The organism is Corynebacterium sp. Marseille-P4611 (genome assembly GCF_916618765.1).
Lineage (GTDB): Bacteria > Actinomycetota > Actinomycetes > Mycobacteriales > Mycobacteriaceae > Corynebacterium > Corynebacterium marquesiae.
In genome coordinates this window covers 862,831-885,474 of the sequence record NZ_CAKAKD010000001.1, presented here as the reverse complement: position 1 = coordinate 885,474, position 22,644 = coordinate 862,831, and the positions used below count along the sequence as shown (strand labels likewise).

The 22,644-nt window shown below is 56.2% G+C and carries 21 protein-coding genes and 3 rRNA genes; 6 read left to right on the top strand and 18 right to left on the bottom strand.

Going from position 1 to position 22,644, the window contains the following annotated elements; translation table 11 throughout:
- Nucleotides 1–37: 37 nt before the first annotated feature.
- The 3 genes from LG376_RS04435 to LG376_RS04425 form a co-directional block, all read right to left on the bottom strand.
- A complete protein-coding gene (locus tag LG376_RS04435) occupies nt 38–286 on the bottom strand; it encodes a GlsB/YeaQ/YmgE family stress response membrane protein (RefSeq protein WP_049377498.1) in 249 nt (82 codons plus the stop codon).
- A 119-nt stretch (nt 287–405) separates the two neighbouring features.
- Nucleotides 406–1,305, bottom strand: a complete 900-nt coding sequence (locus tag LG376_RS04430) for a universal stress protein (protein WP_049377497.1) — start codon at nt 1,303–1,305, stop codon at nt 406–408.
- Between the two features lie 41 nt (nt 1,306–1,346).
- The gene (locus tag LG376_RS04425) at nt 1,347–1,490 is read right to left on the bottom strand and encodes a hypothetical protein (RefSeq protein WP_005325337.1); all 144 of its coding nucleotides are present in this window, start codon (nt 1,488–1,490) and stop codon (nt 1,347–1,349) included.
- Here LG376_RS04425 and LG376_RS04420 point away from each other — a divergent pair.
- A complete protein-coding gene (locus LG376_RS04420) occupies nt 1,471–2,481 on the top strand; it encodes a pseudouridine synthase (RefSeq protein ID WP_370633339.1) in 1,011 nt (336 codons plus the stop codon). The two genes, LG376_RS04425 and LG376_RS04420, sit on opposite strands and share 20 nt — an antisense overlap.
- Before the next feature lie 365 nt (nt 2,482–2,846).
- Here LG376_RS04420 and rrf read toward each other — a convergent pair.
- The 7 genes from rrf to LG376_RS04385 all read right to left on the bottom strand — a co-directional run bounded on the left by rrf (nt 2,847) and on the right by LG376_RS04385 (nt 10,878).
- Nucleotides 2,847–2,964: ribosomal RNA gene (rrf, locus tag LG376_RS04415) — 5S ribosomal RNA — on the bottom strand.
- A 139-nt stretch (nt 2,965–3,103) separates the two neighbouring features.
- A 23S ribosomal RNA gene (locus LG376_RS04410) occupies nt 3,104–6,172 on the bottom strand.
- A 458-nt stretch (nt 6,173–6,630) separates the two neighbouring features.
- Nucleotides 6,631–8,148 (bottom strand): 16S ribosomal RNA (locus tag LG376_RS04405).
- Together the 16S, 23S and 5S rRNA genes form the textbook arrangement of a ribosomal RNA operon.
- 587 nt (nt 8,149–8,735) lie before the next feature.
- Complete coding sequence (locus LG376_RS04400) at nt 8,736–9,707, bottom strand: beta-carotene 15,15'-monooxygenase (protein ID WP_225746271.1); 972 nt, start codon at nt 9,705–9,707, stop codon at nt 8,736–8,738.
- On the bottom strand, nt 9,704–9,973 hold the full coding sequence (locus LG376_RS04395; RefSeq protein WP_225746270.1) for a hypothetical protein: 270 nt from the start codon (nt 9,971–9,973) through the stop codon (nt 9,704–9,706). Before LG376_RS04395 ends, LG376_RS04400 begins: the two co-directional genes overlap by 4 nt.
- A 105-nt stretch (nt 9,974–10,078) precedes the next feature.
- The gene (locus LG376_RS04390) at nt 10,079–10,507 is read right to left on the bottom strand and encodes an ATP-binding cassette domain-containing protein (RefSeq protein WP_225746269.1); all 429 of its coding nucleotides are present in this window, start codon (nt 10,505–10,507) and stop codon (nt 10,079–10,081) included.
- Nucleotides 10,504–10,878, bottom strand: a complete 375-nt coding sequence (locus LG376_RS04385; protein ID WP_225746268.1) for a GntR family transcriptional regulator — start codon at nt 10,876–10,878, stop codon at nt 10,504–10,506. Before LG376_RS04385 ends, LG376_RS04390 begins: the two co-directional genes overlap by 4 nt.
- A gap of 203 nt (nt 10,879–11,081) precedes the next feature.
- Between LG376_RS04385 and LG376_RS04380 the strand changes: the two genes are divergently transcribed.
- Nucleotides 11,082–12,179, top strand: a complete 1,098-nt coding sequence (locus tag LG376_RS04380; protein WP_225746267.1) for an NYN domain-containing protein — start codon at nt 11,082–11,084, stop codon at nt 12,177–12,179.
- On the opposite strand, the gene LG376_RS04375 is transcribed toward LG376_RS04380, so the two are convergent.
- Both LG376_RS04375 and trxA read right to left on the bottom strand, forming a co-directional pair.
- Nucleotides 12,176–12,913: a PspA/IM30 family protein gene (locus tag LG376_RS04375; RefSeq protein ID WP_005325958.1), complete on the bottom strand. Its 738-nt coding sequence runs from the start codon at nt 12,911–12,913 to the stop codon at nt 12,176–12,178. The genes LG376_RS04380 and LG376_RS04375 overlap by 4 nt on opposite strands.
- Before the next feature lie 83 nt (nt 12,914–12,996).
- A complete protein-coding gene (trxA, locus tag LG376_RS04370) occupies nt 12,997–13,527 on the bottom strand; it encodes a thioredoxin (protein ID WP_353743550.1) in 531 nt (176 codons plus the stop codon).
- Between trxA and LG376_RS04365 the strand changes: the two genes are divergently transcribed.
- From LG376_RS04365 to LG376_RS04350, 4 genes are read left to right on the top strand one after another with little or no spacing between them, the layout of a single operon-like run.
- Nucleotides 13,483–13,683 (top strand): heavy-metal-associated domain-containing protein, encoded by a 201-nt coding sequence (locus tag LG376_RS04365; RefSeq protein WP_005325954.1) that lies wholly within the window; start codon nt 13,483–13,485, stop codon nt 13,681–13,683. The two genes, trxA and LG376_RS04365, sit on opposite strands and share 45 nt — an antisense overlap.
- A gap of 8 nt (nt 13,684–13,691) precedes the next feature.
- Nucleotides 13,692–15,845, top strand: coding sequence for a cation-translocating P-type ATPase (locus LG376_RS04360; RefSeq protein ID WP_225746266.1), 2,154 nt, complete (start codon nt 13,692–13,694; stop codon nt 15,843–15,845).
- Nucleotides 15,846–15,854: 9 nt separating this feature from the next.
- Nucleotides 15,855–17,156: an MFS transporter gene (locus tag LG376_RS04355; RefSeq protein ID WP_225746265.1), complete on the top strand. Its 1,302-nt coding sequence runs from the start codon at nt 15,855–15,857 to the stop codon at nt 17,154–17,156.
- Nucleotides 17,157–17,184: 28 nt separating this feature from the next.
- Nucleotides 17,185–17,649 carry a VanZ family protein gene (locus LG376_RS04350; RefSeq protein ID WP_225747359.1) on the top strand — a complete coding sequence of 155 codons (465 nt, stop codon included), beginning with the start codon at nt 17,185–17,187 and terminating at the stop codon, nt 17,647–17,649.
- Between the two features lies 1 nt (nt 17,650).
- On the opposite strand, the gene dnaB is transcribed toward LG376_RS04350, so the two are convergent.
- The 6 genes from dnaB to LG376_RS04320 form a co-directional block, all read right to left on the bottom strand.
- Nucleotides 17,651–19,081: a replicative DNA helicase gene (gene dnaB, locus LG376_RS04345; protein ID WP_005325950.1), complete on the bottom strand. Its 1,431-nt coding sequence runs from the start codon at nt 19,079–19,081 to the stop codon at nt 17,651–17,653.
- A 470-nt stretch (nt 19,082–19,551) separates the two neighbouring features.
- Nucleotides 19,552–20,004 carry a 50S ribosomal protein L9 gene (rplI, locus tag LG376_RS04340; RefSeq protein WP_005325949.1) on the bottom strand — a complete coding sequence of 151 codons (453 nt, stop codon included), beginning with the start codon at nt 20,002–20,004 and terminating at the stop codon, nt 19,552–19,554.
- Between the two features lie 48 nt (nt 20,005–20,052).
- Complete coding sequence (locus tag LG376_RS04335; RefSeq protein WP_005325943.1) at nt 20,053–20,598, bottom strand: single-stranded DNA-binding protein; 546 nt, start codon at nt 20,596–20,598, stop codon at nt 20,053–20,055.
- Nucleotides 20,599–20,647: 49 nt separating this feature from the next.
- Nucleotides 20,648–20,938, bottom strand: coding sequence for a 30S ribosomal protein S6 (gene rpsF, locus LG376_RS04330; RefSeq protein ID WP_005326996.1), 291 nt, complete (start codon nt 20,936–20,938; stop codon nt 20,648–20,650).
- Between the two features lie 122 nt (nt 20,939–21,060).
- Nucleotides 21,061–21,249, bottom strand: a complete 189-nt coding sequence (locus LG376_RS04325; protein ID WP_049377054.1) for a hypothetical protein — start codon at nt 21,247–21,249, stop codon at nt 21,061–21,063.
- Complete coding sequence (locus LG376_RS04320) at nt 21,246–22,643, bottom strand: glycosyltransferase family 87 protein (protein WP_225746264.1); 1,398 nt, start codon at nt 22,641–22,643, stop codon at nt 21,246–21,248. The genes LG376_RS04325 and LG376_RS04320 overlap by 4 nt, the downstream gene beginning before the upstream one ends.
- Nucleotide 22,644: the final 1 nt, after the last annotated feature.

Genomic DNA, 22,644 nt, shown 5'->3' with positions numbered 1-22,644 from the left:
TATAGACAAACCGGTTTGTACGCGAATTAAATTCGGGCTACTTCTTGATGAGCCCCACGATCCACAACAGGATACAAGCACCACCCGTAGCGGCAATCAAGGAGAAGATCCATCCACCTTCCTCAATATTCAGGAAGTGGATAATCATGCCACCGATGACGCCACCCAGCACACCAACAATAAGGTTGGTCAGCAGGCCGTGGTCGCGCTTCATAATCTTCTCTGCCAGCCAGCCGGCGATGATACCAATAACAATCGAGCTAATAAGCCCCAGACCCAAATTCATGCAATCCTCCTAAAATAGCGGGTATACCTTAGCGTACACGAGGGTACACTACCTAAGGCGACTCCACACAACAAGAGCGCTCCGCCCTTGTGGGCGAAGCGCTCTATGAACAGCAGCTTTTAGTCTTCCTCATCCGGACGGACAACCATCATCGGGCACGGTGCGGACTGCAACAGTGCGCGAGAGGTCGAGCCCAAGAGCATGCCTTTAAAGCCGCCACGACCGTGCGAACCAACAACCAATAGCTGCGCGCCTTCTGCAGCCTCGGTCAAGGCGCTCACTGGACGGTCACGGGTAATGAGCTTCTTTACCTCAACCTCTGGGTATTCTTCACGCGGCTCCTTCAGATTCTCGGTCAGAAGCTCGCTCTGCTCCTTTTCAATATCAGCCCACTCGGACTGGGCGGCCGACAGACCCGCCAAGGAAGCCTGCACCTGCATATCCATCCAGGTATGCACGGCAATCAAAGCAGCACCGCGGGCCTGTGCCTCTCGGAATGCGTAAGAAGTAGCTTTCTGCGATACCTCGGAACCATCCACACCAACGACGACAGGGCCGTACTTGGTGGAGTCCGTAACATGATTATCCTCGCGAACGACGACCACCGGGCAAGAGGCGTGGGACACAACCGAAGCGGAGACAGAACCCATCACCATGCCGGACAGGCCACCCATGCCGCGGGAGCCCATGACGATCATGGTGACATCGTGCGACATTTCTAGCAGCATGTCGATCGGGGAGCCCTCGGCCACAGTGTGACCAATCTTCAGCTCTGGGGCTACCTCATGAGCGATGGCGCGAGCTTCCTCGATCTTCTCGAGCGTTTCGGCCTGCAAGTCGTCGAAAAGCTCCTTTGGCGGAACCATACCCTCTGCGTACAGGAACTGTGGCATGGTGTAGCTGGATGCGATTCGCAGTGGAATCTCGCGCTTCATAGCCGTATTTGCGGCCCAACGTACTGCATTCTTCGATGCATCCGAACCGTCAACGGCAACGACTACAATGTCTTCCTTAGCCATGATGTGTCCTTTCGGTGGTTATACCTTAATTGTAGTACGGATTAGGCTTGAGGGTTGACGGTTGCAGCCTCGGAATTCGACGGGAACATAACGGTGTACACAAACTCCAAGACGGTGCGAATTACGGCACCAATACCTTCAGAGAAAAAGGCAACAACCGGTTCAATGAGAGAGTTAAAATCCATGGACAAAACATTAATACATCGCCGAAAAGGTTTCACGCCTTTGCCGATTAAAGACGGTCTGAATCCAACCCGTGTCCGCACGCCCGAGGCAGGCTTAACGGCCTGGGACTTTCTTAGTGCAGTCATTTCGGCACAACGCCACCGACACCCCGACGATGACGCTTCGGCACTTCAGGCGCGTTTTGACTCCGGCGAGGTAGTACTACGCAATCAAACCAAGCTTCGACCCGACTCCATATTAAGCAACGACGAAGACGTCTTTTTCTATCGCATGCCGGCACCCGAAACACCGGTGCCTTACGACGTCCCCATCCTCTTCGAGGATGAACATATCCTCGTCGCAGATAAGCCACCGTTTATGGCAACCATGCCACGCGCACGCCACATCGTACAGACCGCTACAGTCCAACTACGGAGAATGACAGGTAACGACGAGCTTGCCCCAGCGCACCGCCTAGACAGACTTACCTCCGGAACTTTGCTATTCACCAAACATCGCGAGGTTCGCGGCGTCTACCAAACCCTCTTTGCGGAAAAGAAGGTACAAAAGACCTATCAGGCGATCGCCGAATACCGCCGCTTTCCGACACCCCTCCAGTGGGCCTCCCACCTCACCAAAAACCCTGGCGAAATCCAAGGACGAATAGGTGATGGCACCCCCAACGCTTTTACTACTCTGGCCGCAGTAGAACTAATAGACAACGCCCCGTATGAAAGGATCCATGGCGCCCTGCCGCAATTAGGGAAATACACGCTTAAACCCACCACGGGCAAGACCCATCAATTGCGTCTTCACATGTGGCAAGCTGGAATACCCATCCTAGGTGATCCCGTCTATCCAGAAATCTATCCTGAGGACGCGGAGGATATGCGTATCCCAATGCATCTCACAGCAACCCACATCGAATTTACTGACCCCCTCAGCGGGAAGTACCGGGAGTTCGAGTCCGCCCTTCCTCTCTACACGCACCGCCTAATCGACCACACATAGCCTTCATATTGTGTAGACCGTGAAACTGTCACGTGGCGAAAGGTAGAACCAAAGCGGGCGCTATTTACCAGTGGATAAGGGAAAATCGCCAGACCATACCTTGTGCGTAGATCCCAGAAAGAGCCTGCCGGGAGCGGGGACACAACCAGTTGCGAGTCCTAAAGTGTGCTCCTTGGGGGGCCTAATGCCTTTAAGCTTCAGCGACTACCAAGGCAAAGAATTCCTTGCCCTACCTGGTCCGCCACATTAGAAACTTGCATTTCGTCCATGCTGGCGAGACTAGCAAAACGTAAAAGTAAGGAGACGGTGGCTTGGCCGTCTCCTTCCCTTCTTGTTTCATTATTTTGTTGTTTGTTGTTGTTTGGTGTCGGCGGTGACTTACTCTCCCACAACCTCCCGGTTGCAGTACCATCAGCGTGTGCAGGCTTAGCTTCCGGGTTCGGAATGGGACCGGGCGTTTCCCTGCAGCTATTGACCACCGACAAACATGCGAAGCACAAACCCTTCTTTTTGGGTGCCCACCTAGGGGTGGGTGTTGTGTCAGATACTGCATAGTGGACGCGGTCACAACAGTGACTATTCTTCTTTTTCTTAGTGTTTTTGTTGAGTTATACCAGTGTGTTGGTGTTTGTTGTGGTCAATTAGTACCAGTAGCCTTCACACCTTACAGTGCTTCCAGGTCTGGCCTATCTACCCTATCGTCTTTAGGGGACCTTAACGAAACCTCATCTTAAAACAGGCTTCCCGCTTAGATGCTTTCAGCGGTTATCCCTTCCGTACGTAGCCAACCAGCGATACCCCTGGCGGGATAACTGGCACACTAGAGGTACGTCCGTCCCGGTCCTCTCGTACTAGGGACAGCTTTCTTCAAGTTTCAACGCGCGCGGCGGATAGAGACCGAACTGTCTCACGACGTTCTGAACCCAGCTCGCGTGCCGCTTTAATGGGCGAACAGCCCAACCCTTGGGACCTACTCCAGCCCCAGGATGCGACGAGCCGACATCGAGGTGCCAAACCATCCCGTCGATATGGACTCTTGGGGAAGATCAGCCTGTTATCCCCGGGGTACCTTTTATCCGTTGAGCGACACCACATCCACAAGTAGGTGCCGGATCACTAGTCCCGACTTTCGTCCCTGCTCGACATGTCTGTCTCACAGTCAAGCTCCCTTGTGCACTTACACTCACCACCTGATTGCCAACCAGGCTGAGGGAACCTTTGGGCGCCTCCGTTACATTTTGGGAGGCAACCGCCCCAGTTAAACTACCCACCAGGCACTGTCCCCAACCCAGATCATGGGCCAAGGTTAGATGCTCAATCCGATCAGAGTGGTATTTCAACAACGACTCCACCACCACTAGCGTGACGGCTTCACAGTCTCCCACCTATCCTACACAAACCGAACCAAACACCAATACCAAGCTATAGTGAAGGTCCCGGGGTCTTTTCGTCCTGCCGCGCGTAACGAGCATCTTTACTCGTAGTGCAATTTCACCGGGCCTGTGGTTGAGACAGCAGAGAAGTCGTTACGCCATTCGTGCAGGTCGGAACTTACCCGACAAGGAATTTCGCTACCTTAGGATGGTTATAGTTACCACCGCCGTTTACTGGGGCTTAAATTCTCAGCTTCGCCAACAAAGTTGACTAACCGGTCCTCTTAACCTTCCAGCACCGGGCAGGCGTCAGTCCATATACATCAACTTCACGTCTTCGCATGGACCTGTGTTTTTGATAAACAGTCGCTTCCCTCTATTCTCTGCGACCCCACAACGCTTAACACCGCAAAGAGTGCTCACGCCGTGAGGCCCCCCTTCTCCCGAAGTTACGGGGGCATTTTGCCGAATTCCTTAACCACAGTTCACCCGAACGCCTTAGTATTTTCAACCTGACCACCTGTGTCGGTTTAGGGTACGGGCCATACACACACATCGCTAGAGGCTTTTCTCGACAGTACAGGATCACCACCATCAACCCCAATGGGTCTACGCATCACGCCTCAACCATATGTGCGGCGGATTTACCTACCACACGGTCTGCACGCTTACACCACCAATCCACTAAGTGGCGTGGCTACCTCACTGCGTCACCCCATCACTTGAACCACACATCAGGCCCCACGACATCAACACCACCAACACTCAAAGAGTACCAGTAGTGCATCCGCGGTGGTTAGTATCAGTGCTTCATCATGGGCGCGCATGTACGGGTACCAGAATATCAACTGGTTATCCATCGACTACGCCTGTCGGCCTCGCCTTAGGTCCCGACTCACCCTGGGAAGACGAACTTGACCCAGGAACCCTTAGTCATCCGGCGGATAGGATTCTCACCTATCAATTCGTTACTCATGCCTGCATTCTCACTCGCACACAGTCCACGCCTCCTTACGGTAACGCTTCCACCCATGCACGACGCTCCCCTACCCAAACAAAAATTGTTTGCCGCGGCTTCGGCGGTGTACTTGAGCCCCACTAAATTGTCGGCGCAGAACCACTCGACCAGTGAGCTATTACGCACTCTTTCAAGGATGGCTGCTTCTAAGCCAACCTCCTGGCTGTCTTCGCGATCCCACATCCTTTTCCACTTAGTACACCCTTAGGGGCCTTAACCGGCGATCTGGGCTGTTTCCCTCTCGACTATGAAGCTTATCCCCCACAGTCTCACTGCCGTACAACACAATTAGTGGCATTCGGAGTTTGGCTGACATTGCTAAGATTGTAGTCCCGCTCAACCAACCAGTCGCTCTACCTCCACCAAGCTATAATACGACGCTGCACCTAAATGCATTTCGGGGAGAACCAGCTATCACGGAGTTTGATTGGCCTTTCACCCCTACCCACAGCTCATCCCCGCAGTTTTCAACCTACGTGGGTTCGCGCCTCCACAACCTCTTACAGCTGCTTCACACTGGCCATGGGTAGATCACCCCGCTTCGGGTCCAGGACATGCCACTTGACACCCCATTAGGATTCGGTTTCCCTACGGCTACCCCACACGGGTTAACCTCGCGACATGCCGCTGACTCGCAGGCTCATTCTTCAAAAGGCACGCCATCACACACAAAAGGTGCTCTGACGGATTGTAAGCACATGGTTTCAGGAACTATTTCACTCCCCTCCCGGGGTACTTTTCACCATTCCCTCACGGTACTAATACACTATCGGTCACACTGAGTATTTAGGCTTACCGGGTGGTCCCGGCAGATTCACAACAGATTCCACGAGCCCGCTGCTACTCGGGCAACCCAACAACCTGCATGCCATTGTCTTCAACTACAGGACTCTCACCTTCTCCGGCAGGTAATTCCAAACCACTTCACCTAACAACAACACACAAGCACGATGATGGCAGTCACCGCACGTTGGGGCCCACAACACCGCACACACAACCCCTACCAGGTATCACATGCACACGGTTTAGCCTCATCCACGTTCGTTCGCCACTACTAGCAGAATCATTATTATTTTCTCCTCCTACGGGTACTGAGATGTTTCACTTCCCCGCGTAAACCCCCACAACAGCTATGAATTCACTGAAGGGTAACCCCACATAACCAGGGCCAGGTTTCCCCATTCGGACATCCTCGGATCAACGCTTAATTGACAACTCCCCGAGGCTTAACGCAGCCTTTCACGTCCTTCATCGGCTCAGCATGCCAAGGCATCCACCATGCGCCCTTAATAACGAACACACAAACCACCACACACAAAAAATACACGCAGTGGCCACACAAGTGAACTTGACAAAAAATTGACTAAAGAAAAAAGAAATCACACAAACACACACAAACAAACCACAAAAATGCAGCCCATCCATACGTGTTTAATGCTCGCGTCCACTATACAGTTCTCACACAACACCCCAACCACACCCCACCAACACACACCGTGCCAGCAAGACTCATGGTCAGGCACACAAAAAAGGGGAATAATGCCCCAGACACCCAACAATGCACCAACATACAAACAAATTACTTTTTACAACTGTGCACGGCGCGTGTGTCACAAAGCGCCATTCAAACACTTGGCCTTGCCTTAAAAGGTGTGTGTTTCACCCGGACAATTTTTACAACAATAAGGTCGGCAGCATGACACTCGCACACTCAACCAACCAGGGTGCAACTGCACCCGAATAATAAAAGCTCCTTAGAAAGGAGGTGATCCACCCGCACCTTCCGGTACGGGTACCTTGTTACGACTTCGTCCCAATCGCCGATCCCACCTTCGACGGCTCCCTAACAAGTTTGGGCCACCGGCTTCGGGTGTTACCAACTTTCATGACGTGACGGGCGGTGTGTACAAGGCCCGGGAACGTATTCACCGCAGCATTGCTGATCTGCGATTACTAGCGACTCCGACTTCATGGGGTCGAGTTGCAGACCCCAATCCGAACTAAGGCCGGCTTTCAGCGATTCGCTCCACCTCACAGTGTCGCTGCGCGTTGTACCGACCATTGTAGCATGTGTGAAGCCCTGGACATAAGGGGCATGATGATTTGACGTCATCCCCACCTTCCTCCGAGTTGACCCCGGCAGTCTCTCATGAGTCCCCAACCAAATGCTGGCAACATAAGACAAGGGTTGCGCTCGTTGCGGGACTTAACCCAACATCTCACGACACGAGCTGACGACAACCATGCACCACCTGTACACCAGCCACAAAGGGAAACTACATCTCTGCAGCGATCCAGTGTATGTCAAGCCCAGGTAAGGTTCTTCGCGTTGCATCGAATTAATCCACATGCTCCGCCGCTTGTGCGGGCCCCCGTCAATTCCTTTGAGTTTTAGCCTTGCGGCCGTACTCCCCAGGCGGGGCGCTTAATGCGTTAGCTACGGCACGAAAGTCGTGAAAAGACCCTCACACCTAGCGCCCACCGTTTACGGCATGGACTACCAGGGTATCTAATCCTGTTCGCTACCCATGCTTTCGCTCCTCAGCGTCAGTAACTGCCCAGTAACCTGCCTTCGCCATCGGTGTTCCTCCTGATATCTGCGCATTTCACCGCTACACCAGGAATTCCAGTTACCCCTACAGTACTCAAGTTATGCCCGTATCGCCTGCACGCCCGGAGTTAAGCCCCGGAATTTCACAGACGACGCGACAAACCACCTACGAGCCCTTTACGCCCAGTAATTCCGGACAACGCTCGCACCCTACGTATTACCGCGGCTGCTGGCACGTAGTTAGCCGGTGCTTCTTATCTAGGTACCGTCACAAAAAGCTTCGTCCCTAGCGAAAGGAGTTTACAACCCGAAGGCCGTCATCCCCCACGCGGCGTCGCTGCATCAGGCTTGCGCCCATTGTGCAATATTCCCCACTGCTGCCTCCCGTAGGAGTCTGGGCCGTATCTCAGTCCCAATGTGGCCGTCCACCCTCTCAGGCCGGCTACCCGTCGCCGCCTTGGTAGGCCATTACCCCACCAACAAGCTGATAGGCCGCGAGCTCATCCTACACCGAAAAAACTTTCCAACCATCACACTAAAAATGGCTCCTATCCGGTATTAGACCCAGTTTCCCAGGCTTATCCCGAAGTGCAGGGCAGATCACCCACGTGTTACTCACCCGTTCGCCACTCGAGTACCCTGCAAGCAGGGCCTTTCCGTTCGACTTGCATGTGTTAAGCACGCCGCCAGCGTTCGTCCTGAGCCAGGATCAAACTCTCCACAAAAAAATTTCAGAACAACATCCGAAACAGGCCGTGAAAAGCCCGAAACCCAACAAAAGAACAAACCACCACAAACCACACAACAATGCAGCCCGTGCTGGCGTCCAAAAAATTACTACAAAGAAAAAATAAACAGTCCCCTCAACCCGACGGGGTCAAAAAGAGGAAACTTAAAAAAGTTGAACACAATCACATGCCAACCAATCCATCTCAATGCAGCCGAAACACCAAACAGCATTCAAAAAGGTACGTATTCCACATACCCAACCGGCACACACCAACCAACAAACCACCTAGGCCTGCTGGCAGACAAACCAATCAACACACAACCATGCACACAAAAAATAAAAAGTACATTGGCACACTATTGAGTTCTCAAACATCATCACCACACAACAACCACACATTATTGCGTGCAGCTCATTGTGAGCAAAAAGAATTTTGTATTGTCAGGGCCTGTTTTCCTATCGCCGCTTCAGCCAAGAACTTTTCTGTTCCTGTGGGGCGCTGTCGGTCGCGCTGACTTGTATTAAGTTACACAGCGACTTAACCAAACACAAATCCCCAGGCCAACGCTCCTTTTGAGCGGTTTAAGATATGCCCATCCAAGCACTCATTCCGCCACGGTGTGCATTTGCTCGGCGAATGTAGCTGGGCAGCGTCAATGCCCAGACTGCATAGAAGGCGACCGCCAACAAAAGCTTGGCACCCGCGGAGACCGGCACCAGAGTATGCAGAAGAGCCATCGCGGCAACAAGGACCAGATAGAGAGCAGGTAGGTACCAGTTCTTCTTTCCCAGAAATTCCACACTGACCACCACAGGGGCACAGGTGGCACTAAGCAGCACGATGTCCGCTACAAGTTCCCCGTCATTCGTCAGTACTGCGCTAAAGGTGCTCGCGACTAGGACAGGTATCAGGCCGAGCACGGCAGTATGCCGGGACCAAACAGCACGGCTTCCACCAAGTACCGTGTATTCGCGCCGAGATACTCGCAAGCTGTGGAATGCTGCGAATAGCATCGCAATTGACAGTGCCCAGATGAAGATGCCAAGGAAACCAAGCAACGGAATTTCCTCCTTATACCGGCTAAGGACAAACCCGATTACTTGTGCCAGACACGCAGCACCCCATGCCTTGACCTGCCGGCAGTAAATAGTTTGCCCTGCCAAGGTGCGGGGGAACCATCCGAAGCCGCTTGAGGGTTGGGTCCCGGTGGTGGTGTACCCGGTCCGTTGAGGCGCAGCTTTGCGGTACATGGCCCACGCCGCCGCGAGGGCATAAATGGGCAATGCCCACCACAACTGCACGGTAAGGGCACCGATAGCTGCCGCTAGTGCGCACAGGGCAACAAGACTGCGGCGATGCTCATTCCAGATTTTCGAGCCTAGACCCACCAGCTGGTACTTCTTAAAGTCTGGTGCCAGGGTAAGTATTAGCGACAAGGAAAAGATCACCGGGAACAGGTTCCACGTTCCCTGCGCCATGACGGGCATTACCAACAAAGCTAAAAAGAAGAAGGACCAGCTCCACCAATCGCCTAGGTACCACTGGAGTTTCATGCTTTCTCCTCCAATGCCAAGACCGCGCGCTCCAAAGAAACCTCAGTGGCGCGCAGACCGTAGGCCTGAACAGTGCGGAAGATGGGGTCGGTGGCGGTAGAGCGGGCGTCGATAAGCACGCGATCCCCCAAGCCTGTGGTTTCCCTACTGAGCACGCGCAGCTCGAGCTCTGTGACCGCTGCTGTGAGGGCCTCAGATGGGCCGGTGATCTCCAGAATGCCCTCGATAAAGTCATTAATTGGGCCGGAAATTGGGTTATCCCCCATCAGAGAGACGGTGTCGAGGAGACCCGCTACCTCATTGAGGTGATGAGTGGAAATGACGATGGTACGGCCGTGTTCCTCGCGAAGGACCTGATAGAACAGCTCGCGTCACTGTGTGTCGAGGCCGAGATAGGGTTCGTCAAGGAGCATGACTTCGCAGCCAGAAGCAACGGCGAAGATGAAGCCGACCGCAGACTTTTGCCCGCGGGACAGGGAAGAATAGGCCTTGGCCGGTACGTCGAAGCGAACCAGCAGCTCATTGAACCGCTTTTCATCCCAGCGCGGCCAGCGCGCCTTACCAATAACACCCAGCTTTCCGATGCCCCAGGAATCCGGCAGCGGGTTATCAATCCCCATCAAAATGACTCGGTTGAGAACCGACTGCTTGTCAAAGGGCTCTTCGCCGAAGACGGTGATACCGCCAGATTGGATTTGGCCAGCAATTTTGCGCAGGAGCGTGGTTTTGCCGATGCCGTTGGGGCCAACTAAGCCGTGCGTCATGCCATCGGCAAAGGTGAAATCTCGTGTCTTAATCATGAGTACATTCCTCGGCTTTCTGCAACGCGATCAAATAGGTCATGGAGCTGGGCGCGGTCGTAACCTAGACGAACGGCTTCGTCGACAAGCGGTGCCATATACTCCGCCGCGAAATCAGCGCGGCGGCGCTCGCGGATCGTGTTCAGGGCCCCTTCCGCCACAAACATGCCAATGCCGCGGCGCTTATCCAGCACCCCGATATCCACCAGGAGGCTGATGCCCTTGCGGGCCGTGGCCGGGTTGATGTTGTGAAAATCAGCAAGCTCATTAGTGGAAGGGGCCCTATCCCCCTCGCCCAAGGTTCCGTCCACGATGGCGTCCTCCACCAAGGAAGCAATTTGGCGGAAGAGTGGTTGCGTGGAATTATCCATTGCCCCTCGGTTCGTTGGTTAGTTACTTGTGTAACCAACCATATCGGCAACACCCCACCCCTGCAATACTTCCAAAGAGAAAACTTTTTTGCTGCCACTGCGCTGGGATTTTGTCCAAGGTTATCGACGTTTTGTGACTAATGGGGCACACTGGAAACCACAAAGATTTTTATTTAGAACAATTAGAACGGAACTTAGGAGCCATGCTTGAACGCACACTCGTCTTTGTCGATACCTCATACTTGCTCGCTAGCTTTTATAACTCGTGGGAAACGGGTGCCCGCGCACAACTAGAGATTGATCTGCCCGAGGTAGTCAGCACTATGGGCGGGATGATCGAGAACCAACTTGGGACCCCCATCCAGCGCCAATACTGGTATGACGGCATTCCCGACACCGGCCCGCACCGCTACCAGCGTGCACTACGCACCTGCGAAGGGGTCCAGCTGCGCACCGGTCAGCTCATCGAATGGGGCGAGCGCCGCACCCAAAAGGCCGTAGATACCCGCCTCGTGGCAGACATGGTCATCGCCGCCATGAAGGGCCAATTCACTGACTTTGTGCTCGTCAGTGGCGATGCGGACATGATTCCCGGCGCTCAAGCGGCCGTGGATAACGGCATCCGTGTCCATCTTTATGGGTTTGGCTGGGACTCCATGTCCTCCGCACTGCGCCATGCCTGCGATTCCACCACCATCTTGGACCCTCGCGAGGACTTCGCAGACGCTATGGAATTGCAGGTCCTAGAAGGCCCGCTTCCTCCAGTGGTGCGCGAAAATGCGCATAAAGATGGCGAGGAAATGCCCGAACCGGATGAATGCGGCGAGCCCTCAGAGGTGGAGGCAGCCTTCGGCGCCACAGAAAAACCCACCCCGGCCCCGACGCCCAAGCCGGCTCCGCCCAAGGTGGATGCTGCAGAGGATTCCCCCGCCGAGGAGGAATCTCCCGCGGAGAAGCCGGCGCCCAAGCCATCCATGATGGCACCGCGCCGCAAGCTGCGCTCCAAGTATGTGCCGCTGCCGGAGGAAGTATGGAGCTCTGCTGGGTTCCAATCCCCATTCGACGTGGGCCAGCAATACGCCTCGTGGTGGTTCGATAACGCTGCTAGCACCGAGCAGCGCGATCAGGCACATCTGCTTTCTGGCGGCGGGCTTCCCCCGGAGATAGACCGCCCGCTGTTGCAGTTTGCCTGCGAAACCCTACACGAATACACGCTGACCGAAACCCAGCGCGTGAACCTGCGCGATGGATTCCACTCAGGTATTCGTGGGGTTCTGATTAACGTTCGCCGGCAGAATTAATCGCCGGATTCGAGCTCTTTCTTCTTTTTAAGATCCGCCCGGATGGCATCGAGGCGCGCAGTCGCCTTCATGTCATTGCCGGCGGCTTGGATCTCATTAATGCGATCGCCGCCGGTGGCGTGCTGCAATTCTTGGGCGCCAAGGGCATCGGCGTAGCGCTTTTCAATCTTGGCACGCACGGAATCAAGAGTAGGTACGGAATCGTCCGGGTTGAGCTGATTCATGGAATCAATAGCCTGGGCGTTCTTTTCTTGCATAGCCGCCTGGTCCGCCTGAGCCTCGAGCTGGCTAACTTGCGCTAGTTGTTCCTTCAAGCGCGCTTCAGACTGCTGCTGCTGGCTCTTGGCCTGCGCGGCAGCCTGCTCCGCGGCGGCGTACTGCTGCTTAACGTCTTCCAGCTCCTGCTCCACTGCTACCAGCTGGGAGGCAACCACTTCCGCAGCCTGGTTGTACTCGGAAGCCTTTTGCGGGTCCTCCGCAGAGTCCGCCAGCTCAAGCGCACGCTGAGTTTGAGACTGGTAATCCTGCTGGGACTTGACCAGGCGGTTCATCTGCATCTCCAGCTGGGACTTATGACCGATGATTTCTGCGGCGTGATCAGAAATCTGCTGGTGCTGCTCCTTCGCGGCCTGAACGGCCTGCTGGATCTGCACCTTTGGGTCAGCGTTCTCATCAATCTTCTGATCGAAGGAACTCATCATGTACTTCCAGCCCTTGCTGAAGGGATTAGCCATTATCTTCTCCTTTGGTCATAAAAAAGACGCTTTCTAGCGAGTTTAGCGATACTCACCAGAAAGCGCCGAGGAAGTTGGTGGGATTAACCCTGCGCATTCTGCTCTTCTACCTGGCGGCGAACCTCTTCCATGTCGAGGTCCTTCACCTGCTTCAGCAGGTCTTCCAAGGCCGCGGGAGGCAGAGCTCCAGCTTCACGGAAGACAAGGATGCCATCGCGGAAGATCATCAACGTAGGAATGGACTGAATCTCCAACGCGGATGCCAAGCCCTGATTTGCTTCGGTGTCGAGCTTGGCAAAGGTGGCATCCGTGTGCTCTTCGGAGGCCTTTTCAAAAACCGGCGCAAAGCGCTTGCAAGGGCCGCACCAATCGGCCCACGCGTCTACGAGCGTAATGCCCTCGCCGGTGACGGTTTCTTCAAAGTTTTCTTCGGTGACATCGATAGTAGCCATGATCGTTCTAACTCCTTTGCGGATTGCTTTATTCCCCAACGTACATGAAAAATCCTTGTCATATACCCCTATGGGGTATAAAATGAGCCCAGAAACCAACTCTAAGAAAGGATCATTATGAGCACCAAGAACTACACCGTAGAGGGCATGACCTGCGGACATTGCGAAATGTCAGTAAAGGAAGAAGTCGGCGAGATTTCCGGCGTCAGTGAAGTCACTGCTGACCACACCACCGGCGCCGTTACGGTTACCGGAACCGATTTCACCGACGAGCAAGTAGCGGCCGCCGTAGCGGAAGCCGGCTACACACTGAAGTAGGCGAGACTATGTCCCACCTGGACCTTGGCGTCACGGGCATGACGTGCACCTCCTGCTCCTCCCGCGTCGAGCGCAAGCTAAACAAGCTCGAGGGAGTAAGCGCCAGCGTCAATTTCGCTACCGAGGCGGCGGCCATCGAGTACGACTCCCAGACGGTAAGTCCACAGGAGCTCATTTCGGTGGTAGAGGGTGCGGGTTACGGCGCCTTCGATATGGCGGCGGCGAAGGCGGAGGAGCCACAAGCCGAGAAGAACAGTGACGGGGGATTGCTGCGCCGCACCGTTATCTCCGGCGCACTATCGCTACCGCTCATGGTGGTATCGATGTGGCCGGCGTTGCAATTTCAGAATTGGCAATGGGCCTGTGCCATCGTAGCCACCATCGTTTTCGTCTTCGGCGGCGCGCCTTTCCACACTGCTACGTGGACGAACCTCAAGCACGGGTCTTTTACCATGGACACGCTTATCACCATGGGAACCTCAGCGGCCTATTTTTGGTCGTTGTGGGCGCTATTTTTCGGCAACGCGGGCGAACCGGGCATGAAAATGCACATGACGCTGGACGCGAACGCGGCGCAGATGGATCACATCTATTTCGAGTCCGTGGGCATGGTCATTACCTTCCTCCTGCTCGGTCGGTGGTTCGAGGCACGAGCCAAGGGCCAGTCCTCTGAGGCCCTGCGGGAGCTACTCTCCCTAGGAGCTAAGGAAGCTTCGGTGCTGCGCGAGGGAGGCGAGCAGCGCATTCCAATTGCCCAGTTGCAGGTAGGCGATGTCTTCGTAGTACGCCCGGGCGAAAAGATTGCCACCGATGGCATCGTTGTTGCCGGCAATTCGGCGGTCGACGCCTCCATGATTACCGGCGAGCCCGTGCCCGTTGAGGTCGGCTCCGGCGATGCAGTGACCGGCGCGACCATTAATGCCTCCGGCAAGCTTGAAGTTCGAGCGACCAAGGTGGGCGAGGATACGGTACTGGCCCAAATGGCCCAGCTGGTCACGGATGCACAAACGTCCAAGGCACCAGTACAGCGCCTCGTGGACCGCATTGCGCAAGTCTTCGTCCCCGCGGTCTTCGCCGTAGCAGCACTGACACTCCTTGCCCATCTCTTCTTCGGCGGGGTGGCCCCAGCGTTTATTGCCGCGGTCGCGGTCCTCATTGTGGCCTGCCCTTGCGCCATGGGCTTGGCGACGCCCACCGCAATCCTCGTCGGCACCGGCCGCGGCGCGCAGCTGGGGCTTGTCATTAAAGGCCCGGAGATCCTGGAATCTACGCGGCAAATCGATACCATCGTCATGGATAAGACCGGCACGGTCACGGCCGGAGAGATGTCCGTTACCGCCGTACACGGCGACGTCCTCGACTTAGCCGCAGCCGTGGAACAGAACTCCGAGCATCCCATCGCTCGCGCCATAGCCAAAGAGCGCGACGTTAGGCCGGCTACCGACTTCGCAGTAGTTCCGGGTGGCGTGGAAGGAACTGTGGAGGGGGTCCGGGTGGGCGTCGGCAAGCCGCAAGGCCCCTTGGGTGACTTAGAAGCACCGTTCCGCGAGGCACAAGATTCTGGTGCCACGCCGGTGGTTGTCTCCGTGGACGGCCAACCCGCCGGAATCATTGAGGTCCGCGATACTATCAAGCCGAGCTCGGCGGCCGCTGTGGCCCAAATGAAGGAGCTGGGGCTTACCCCTTACCTGCTGACCGGCGACAACGCCGGGGCCGCCCGCGCCGTGGCTGCCGAGGTGGGGATCGAACACGTCAGCGCCGAGGTACTACCGGAAGACAAGGTAAACCACATCAAGGAGTTGCAGTCCGCCGGGCACACCGTGGCAATGGTGGGCGATGGCATTAACGACGCCGCCGCACTGGCCCAAGCCGACCTCGGCCTCGCCATGGGCGCGGGTACCGATGTAGCCATCGAAGCCTCCGATATCACCCTGATGAACGGCGATCTACGCTGCGCCGCTGATGCTATTCGGCTCTCGCGCCGCACGCTGGCAATTATTAAGGGCAACCTCTTCTGGGCCTTTGCCTATAACGTCATACTCATTCCTGTTGCCGCGCTTGGCCTGCTTAACCCATTACTTGCCGGCCTTGCCATGGCACTGAGCTCGGTTTTTGTAGTTACCAACTCACTACGCCTGAAAAGTTTTTCTGTTCAGCGATAGTATTATCGCATGCTCAGCCGCACCGAACGTCTCGATCGCCTTCCCGTCACCTCGAAGCACAAGCGCCTACTCCTAGGTTCCGGCCTTGGATGGGCGCTTGATGCCATGGATGTAGGGCTAATCTCCTTCATCATGGCCGCCCTTGCCGTTCACTGGGAGCTAAATCCTAGCCAGACTTCTTGGTTAGCCTCTGCAGGCTTCCTTGGCATGGCGCTCGGTGCAACCTTTGGCGGATTGCTGGCAGATAAATTCGGCCGCCGCAATGTCTTTTCTCTCACCTTGCTTATCTACGGTTTGGCAACAGGGGCTTCCGCGCTAGCTGGGGGACTTACAGTTCTCATCTTCTTCCGATTCATCGTCGGGCTGGGCCTCGGAGCCGAGCTACCAGTTGCCTCCACGCTCATATCCGAATTTGCGCCTCGACGGGTCCGCGGAAGGATGGTAGTCATTCTCGAGGCATTCTGGGCATTGGGATGGATCCTTGCGGCCATCATCGGTACTTTCGTAGTGAGCACGAGTGAATCCGGATGGCGCTGGGCCCTGGCCCTTGGCATGCTGCCAGCCGCGTATTCAATCTATGTTCGCCGCGGTCTACCAGAATCTGTGCGCTTTCTTGAATCCAAGGGCCGCCATGATGAGGCCGAAGCTATCGTTGCCAGCTTCGAAACCGCGGCGGAAGATCGGCCGCTGGACGATGCCCTCCCAGACCCCACGCCTTCCCCCGCAGCATCTATTTGGAGTCCGCAGCTACGAAGGCGGACCGCAGCGTTGTGGACCATTTGGTTCTGTGTAAACCTCTCCTACTATGGTGCCTTCATCTGGATTCCCTCTCTGCTAGTAGCCGACGGGTTCTCCCTAGTGAAGTCCTTTAGTTTTACCCTCATCATCACCCTTGCCCAGCTGCCTGGCTACGCGGTGGCAGCTTGGCTTATCGAGCTCTGGGGCAGGCGGGTAACCCTCGCGGTATTCCTGCTTGGCTCCGCAGCAGCGGCCGGCTTATATGGAGCAGCAGCTACGGAAGCGTTGATCATCCTGGCTGGTTGTCTGCTCTCCTTCTTCAACCTCGGCGCTTGGGGAGCCCTCTATGCCATCGGCCCAGAGCTATATCCCACTTCATTGCGAGGACGTGGTACCGGAGCGGCGGCAGGCTTCGGTAGGCTAGCCTCTATTGTGGCGCCACTCATCGTTCCACCACTGCTTGCTGCGGGTGGGACTGCCTGGCTATTCGTCGTATTCGCCGCAGCGTTTGCCATTGCAGCTGCCGCCGCCTTTAGCCTGCCCGAGCAGAAAGGAATAGCGCTTGCTCAATAGGCTCTCCCTCGCCGCGTGGACGGCCGTTATGGTCGCATTGACCACGCTCAAGCCTTTCTACCAGATTGGCTACTTATGGAAACCGGAAAATCAGCGCGCCCGGGATTTGCGCTGGGTTCCTTTCGATGAATTTTCCGGCGGCAGCTGGTTTGGCCCGCTATTTGAGTACGCGGGCAATACCGCATTCTTCATCCCTTTTGGCATGCTGGTATTCGGCCTCTGCCGCTCTGTTAAGAAGACAGTTGCGTGGGGATTTGGCCTCAGCCTCGTACTAGAGGTCTGCCAATATGCTTTCGCCCTGGGGCGCACGGATATCGATGATCTTCTCTTCAATACCCTGGGCGCTCTCGTTGGCGCGGCATTCGCCCGCCTCTGCGGCGAACGCCTTTTCCCCGTATGGCGGTGGCTGGCGCTTGCCGCAGCTGCGGTTTTCTTGGTATTGGTCATCCTTGGCCCACGATTGGGAGACCCCAACGCGGTGGTAGACCTGTAATTTAACCGTGCGCCATATTGACGAACTTGGAGTAGTGCAGCTGGTGGGCCACCTGCACGGTATCAATCGGGCCACCACGGTGCTTGGCTAGGATAATATCCGCCTCGCCAGCGCGCTCATTATCGCGGTCCTGGGAGTCGGGGCGGTAGAGCAGCATGACCATATCGGCGTCCTGCTCCAGCGAGCCGGACTCACGAAGGTCCGCAAGCTGCGGCTTTTTATCCGTACGCGCCTCGGGTCCACGGTTCAGCTGCGAGATCGCGATAAGAGGAACCTCCAGCTCCTTGGCCAAGAGCTTCAGCTGACGGGAGAACTCGGAGACCTCTTGCTGGCGGGACTCGACCTTTTTACCCGAAGACATCAGCTGCAGGTAGTCCAAGACAATGAGATCCAAACCGTGCTGCTGCTTGAGGCGGCGGGCCTTGGACCGAATTTCCATCATCGTGAGGTTTGGTGAGTCATCAATGAAGAGTGGGGCGTCTTGCACTCGGTTGAGGGTCTCATCGATCTTTGCCCAGTCCTCGGTGGAAACTCGACCACCGCGCATATCGGCCAGCTTGACCTCTGACTCCGCCGAAAGCAGGCGCATGACGATTTCAGAAGCTGACATCTCGAGGGAGAAAATCACAGAAGACTTACCGTGCTGCAAGGAGCAGGAGCGCATAAAGTCCATGGCCAGGGTCGACTTACCCACACCAGGACGAGCAGCAACGATGACCATCTGGCCCGCGTGAAGGCCATTGGTCAACTTATCGAGGTCGATGAAGCCAGTAGGCACGCCTAGCTCCACGCCGCCGGCTTGCTGCAGGGCGGCGAGCTCATCAATGGTGGGGTCAATAAGGTCCCCCAGGACTCGGTAATCTTCTGCTGTCTTGCGCTGGGCGACGGCGAAAACTTCCTGCTGCGCACGGTCCAGCACGGACTCGATCTCTGCATCTTCGGTGCCGGAAAATCCGAGCTGTACTACGCGAGTACCGGCATCAACAAGCTTGCGCAGCACTGCCTTTTCCGCGACGATTTCGGCGTAGTAGCGAGCGTTCGCAGCTGTGGGCACCGTGGCGAGCAGCGTGTGGAGATAGGGGGCGCCGCCAACGCGCTCGAGGTTATTAAAGCGGTCGAGCTGGGAGGCCAAAATGACGGCGTCGACGTCCTTGCCCTCGGAGTATAGATCCAGCATGGCGCGGTAAATCAACGTGTGCGCCGGATAGTAGAAATCCTCCGGCTCCAGCTCCTCAATGACTTCCATCACCGTATGGGGACTGAGCAGCATGGCACCCAGAACACCCTGCTCCGCTTCGCGGTCTGCGGGGGGTTGGCGGAATTCGCCATAGCGCTTTGGCTCTTCCTGCTGATAGCGACGGCGCGGAGCCGGTTCCTCCTCCGGCGGCGGCTCCGGCGGCAGGTGTTCATCATCAAAGCTGGCGTTGGTCATGACTTCTCCCCCTTGTGGCTATTTGAGCATCCGAGCGTATCGGAATCTCAGTGTAGTCTAGTGCCCGGACACCACCCCCTGGGCATAACTTCCACAGTTATCCACAGGGTGCTGTGAAAATCGCAGGTCGCGGTAGCCTTCGCCCATATTTGCCCTGCATAAGCCTGTGGATAACTCCAAAAGCCCATGACCTGCACAAATCAAACTCCCAGCTCAGAGCATGTTTTTCTCGGTGTGAAAATACGCACACCCTTCGTGGATAAGCGGCCTGACCTGCGGGTTAATAAAGAGGCCTCCGCGTAAACATAGAGTTAAATCGCCAAAGTGTTATCCACAGAATTCCACAGTTATCCACAGGCCGGTTAAAACGCGCTAAAGGCCCCAAGTTCCTGCCACCTCACATAGCAGGAACTTGAGGCCTAAAGCGTTGCTGTTGTCTTTGGGTCTTATTTGGACCGTCGTGCGCCTAGTTAGGCAGCAACGACCGAGAAGTTCACCTTGCCGATAACATCAGCGTGCAGCTTCAGCTCGACCTGGTAGTTGCCGGTCTTCTTGACCAGGCCCTTAGGAAGCACAACGATGCGCTTATCCAGCTTAGGGCCACCAGCCTTGGAGACGGCGTTGACAATGTCTTCTGCTTGAACGGAACCGAAGAGCTTACCGGATTCGGAGGTCTTAACCTCTACCTTGACATCCGTCAGCTGCTCGAGCTGGTTGCGGACCTCACGTGCGTGATCCAGGTCGCGAATCTCGCGAGCTTCCTGGGCGCGCTTGATGCCCTCAATCTGCTTCTCTGCGCCGCGGGTAGCCACGATGGCCAGGCCGCGAGGAAGCAGGTAGTTACGTCCGTAGCCGTCCTTAACCTCAACAATTTCGCCAGCGGCGCCGAGGTTCTCAACGGCAGCGGTGAGGATCAGCTTCATGATCCCTGCCTTTCAATTGAGTTAGTTGAATAGTTGCGGGTGACAGACTTAGAACGGAGGTTCAGAATCAGCGCCTCCGAAACCACCTGCAGGTGGTGCGGAGTTCCACGGATCCTCAGAAGGAGCCTGGTTCTGCTGCGGCTGCTGTTGCTGGCCGCCTCCAAAACCGCCCTGATTATTGTTATTCGAGCGCTGCTGGCCGCCGCCAAAGTTATTGCCGCCCTCACGCGGATTGCGGTTTACCTGAGCGGTGGCGTAGCGCAGAGACGGACCGACTTCGTCGACGTCAATCTCGAATACGGTGCGGTTATCGCCCTCACGGGTCTGGAAGGAACGCTGCTTCAAGCGGCCGGTAACGATGACGCGCATGCCCTTGGACATGGTCTCGGCAACGTTTTCCGCTGCCTGACGCCATACGTTGCAGGTCAGGAACATAGCTTCGCCGTCTTCCCACTGGTTCGTCTGCGAGTTATAGCGACGAGGGGTGGAGGCGACGCGGAAGTTAGCTACTGCCGCACCCGCCGGGGTGAAGCGCAGCTCGGGGTCAGCAACGATGTTGCCTACCACCGTGATATTGGTATCTCCCTGTGCCATGTCTTTACTCCTTATCGGTTACGTGGATTGTGCTTGATCCCAGTATCCGCTACTTGCTGTCGGTGCGCAGAACCTTGGTACGCAGGATGGTGTCGTTCAGGTTCAGACGGCGGTCGAGCTCGGCAACCGAAGTGTGCTCGCACTCCAGGTTGACGACGGCATAAATGCCCTCTTCCTTCTTGTTGATGGGGTATGCAAGACGACGCTTGCCCCATACATCAAGGTTCTCAACCTTGCCGCCTTCCTGGCGGACGATTTCGAGGAACTTATCCAGGGACGGGGTTACGGTGCGCTCATCCTGATTAGGATCCAGAATGATCATGACTTCGTAGTGACGCACGGACCTCATCACCTCCTATGGTCTAGTAGTTTTCGGCTGCATCACCTTTGCGGATGCAGCAGGAGGGTACGTTGCGTCAAGCAACCCCACTACAGTACCGCAAATGACCGGGGAAAAGAAATCTAACCAGTGGTCGTTGCGGCGAAAAACACAGCAGCAGTCGCCGGAATGATGGTGAGGAAAAGAATGGCCAAAAGCCCCAGCACGACGGGCCCGCGGCGATCTTCACGATTGTGGAAGAGCCAGAAGGCCCCCATCACGCAGAGGAATCCCAAGAAGATGGATGCCATTCCGATATAGGTAATGATCATGCGAATGCTCCTGCCAAGGGGTCGCGGCCGGCGTGCGCATCGCGCACCATATCCGGGGTCTTTCCGCACATCTGGCGAATGACGAGGACAGCCATGGCGATAATGAGGGCGTCGCGGGAGATAATCGCAACGTCAAGCAGCTCGTGCGGAATACCCTTATTGTCTGTACCCAGCATGTGCCACATGAGTAAGGGCCATACGAGGGCGTCGACAAGCGCCCAGCTAAAGACCAAGCGCCAACGTGGCAGGGCTAGGGCCGCGGGCACTACCAGCCACAGAGAATACTGGGGCGACCATACCTTGTTGAATAGTAAGAAGGCTGCCAGGATGAGGTAAACCAGCTCGGCCATGCGCGGGGTCCGCGAGCTGCGCAGTCCCAGCACCGCAATCGCCGCACAGAGAGCCAAAAATGCTACCAAGCTGAAGGTATTGAGGAACTCTGGGCTAAAGCTAATTCCAGTATTGCGGCTAAGCACCGAGTAGATGGTGGTCCACTCCGCACCGCGCTCTTGGTTGAGGCGGAAAAATTCGCGCCATGCCTCCGGGTACTTCAGGGCCACCGGAGCGTTGACCACAATCCAGGTCACGGCCGCGGCGAGCAAAGCGTAGAAAAATTGCGGCCAGCGACGATTGCGCACCGCCAAGACTAGGAACGCCCCCAAGAGAAAGAGCGGCCACAGCTTAAATGAGGTGCCAAGGCCGATGAGGATACCCGCTACGGCAGGGCGCTTGCGCGCGGCGGCCAGGAGCGCACCTACGGCAAAGGCAATGGAGGGGATATCCCAGTTGCTGAAGGCGTGGATGATGACAAGGGGGCTGGCGGCGACGAGGATGGTGTCCCAGGTGCGGTTGCCCACCAGCAGGTAGACCATGTAGAGCGCGCCTACCCAGATGCACGCCATGACCAAGGCGGTCAGGCCGAAGTACCATCCGGCCTCCGGGATGCCGACCCACTCAACCAGAGAGTACGTATTGCGGGCAATCCAGCCCATTAACCCTTGGAATAGGCCCGCCAGAACCGGGTACTCCATATAGCGGGTCAGGTCACCCTCTTGCCAAGAATAGGCATAGGGGAAGCCGCCTTCATCGAGGCCGCGGCCGCCGTAGAGCGGGATGATGTCGTTATAGCAAAAAGAGGTGTACTGGCGGTTGCCTGCCCAATTTAGGTTAATGACCCCGTCATCACCGCGGGTGCCGCCGGCGCAATTAGCCTTCGAGAGGAATCCGCACGCCAGGAAAACCCAGCCGACGGCGATAATGGCGCGCAGCGGGGTCCACCACTGGGTGCGGCGTACACCGGCAAAACGGCCCCTTGGCCCGCCGAGGAATTCAATTACCCCGCGGGCCAAGGGTTCTGAGGAGGCGGGAATGCGCTGGTGCGGATTCGCTGTCACT

Coding starts and splice junctions, on each gene's coding strand:
- trxA (WP_353743550.1), bottom strand. CDS start 13,527: ATGTCCGCAGGTCATGCCCTCTACGGTGTAGTTCTTGGTGCTCATAAT.
- LG376_RS04355 (WP_225746265.1), top strand. CDS start 15,855: ATGCTCAGCCGCACCGAACGTCTCGATCGCCTTCCCGTCACCTCGAAG.
- LG376_RS04360 (WP_225746266.1), top strand. CDS start 13,692: ATGTCCCACCTGGACCTTGGCGTCACGGGCATGACGTGCACCTCCTGC.
- LG376_RS04430 (WP_049377497.1), bottom strand. CDS start 1,305: ATGGCTAAGGAAGACATTGTAGTCGTTGCCGTTGACGGTTCGGATGCA.
- dnaB (WP_005325950.1), bottom strand. CDS start 19,081: ATGACCAACGCCAGCTTTGATGATGAACACCTGCCGCCGGAGCCGCCG.
- LG376_RS04375 (WP_005325958.1), bottom strand. CDS start 12,913: ATGGCTAATCCCTTCAGCAAGGGCTGGAAGTACATGATGAGTTCCTTC.
- rplI (WP_005325949.1), bottom strand. CDS start 20,004: ATGAAGCTGATCCTCACCGCTGCCGTTGAGAACCTCGGCGCCGCTGGC.
- LG376_RS04380 (WP_225746267.1), top strand. CDS start 11,082: ATGCTTGAACGCACACTCGTCTTTGTCGATACCTCATACTTGCTCGCT.
- LG376_RS04390 (WP_225746269.1), bottom strand. CDS start 10,507: ATGATTAAGACACGAGATTTCACCTTTGCCGATGGCATGACGCACGGC.
- LG376_RS04325 (WP_049377054.1), bottom strand. CDS start 21,249: ATGATCATTACCTATATCGGAATGGCATCCATCTTCTTGGGATTCCTC.
- LG376_RS04400 (WP_225746271.1), bottom strand. CDS start 9,707: ATGAAACTCCAGTGGTACCTAGGCGATTGGTGGAGCTGGTCCTTCTTC.
- LG376_RS04335 (WP_005325943.1), bottom strand. CDS start 20,598: ATGGCACAGGGAGATACCAATATCACGGTGGTAGGCAACATCGTTGCT.
- LG376_RS04395 (WP_225746270.1), bottom strand. CDS start 9,973: ATGGGGGATAACCCAATTTCCGGCCCAATTAATGACTTTATCGAGGGC.
- LG376_RS04435 (WP_049377498.1), bottom strand. CDS start 286: ATGAATTTGGGTCTGGGGCTTATTAGCTCGATTGTTATTGGTATCATC.
- LG376_RS04350 (WP_225747359.1), top strand. CDS start 17,185: ATGGTCGCATTGACCACGCTCAAGCCTTTCTACCAGATTGGCTACTTA.
- LG376_RS04420 (WP_370633339.1), top strand. CDS start 1,471: ATGAGAGAGTTAAAATCCATGGACAAAACATTAATACATCGCCGAAAA.
- LG376_RS04385 (WP_225746268.1), bottom strand. CDS start 10,878: ATGGATAATTCCACGCAACCACTCTTCCGCCAAATTGCTTCCTTGGTG.
- LG376_RS04365 (WP_005325954.1), top strand. CDS start 13,483: ATGAGCACCAAGAACTACACCGTAGAGGGCATGACCTGCGGACATTGC.
- LG376_RS04425 (WP_005325337.1), bottom strand. CDS start 1,490: ATGGATTTTAACTCTCTCATTGAACCGGTTGTTGCCTTTTTCTCTGAA.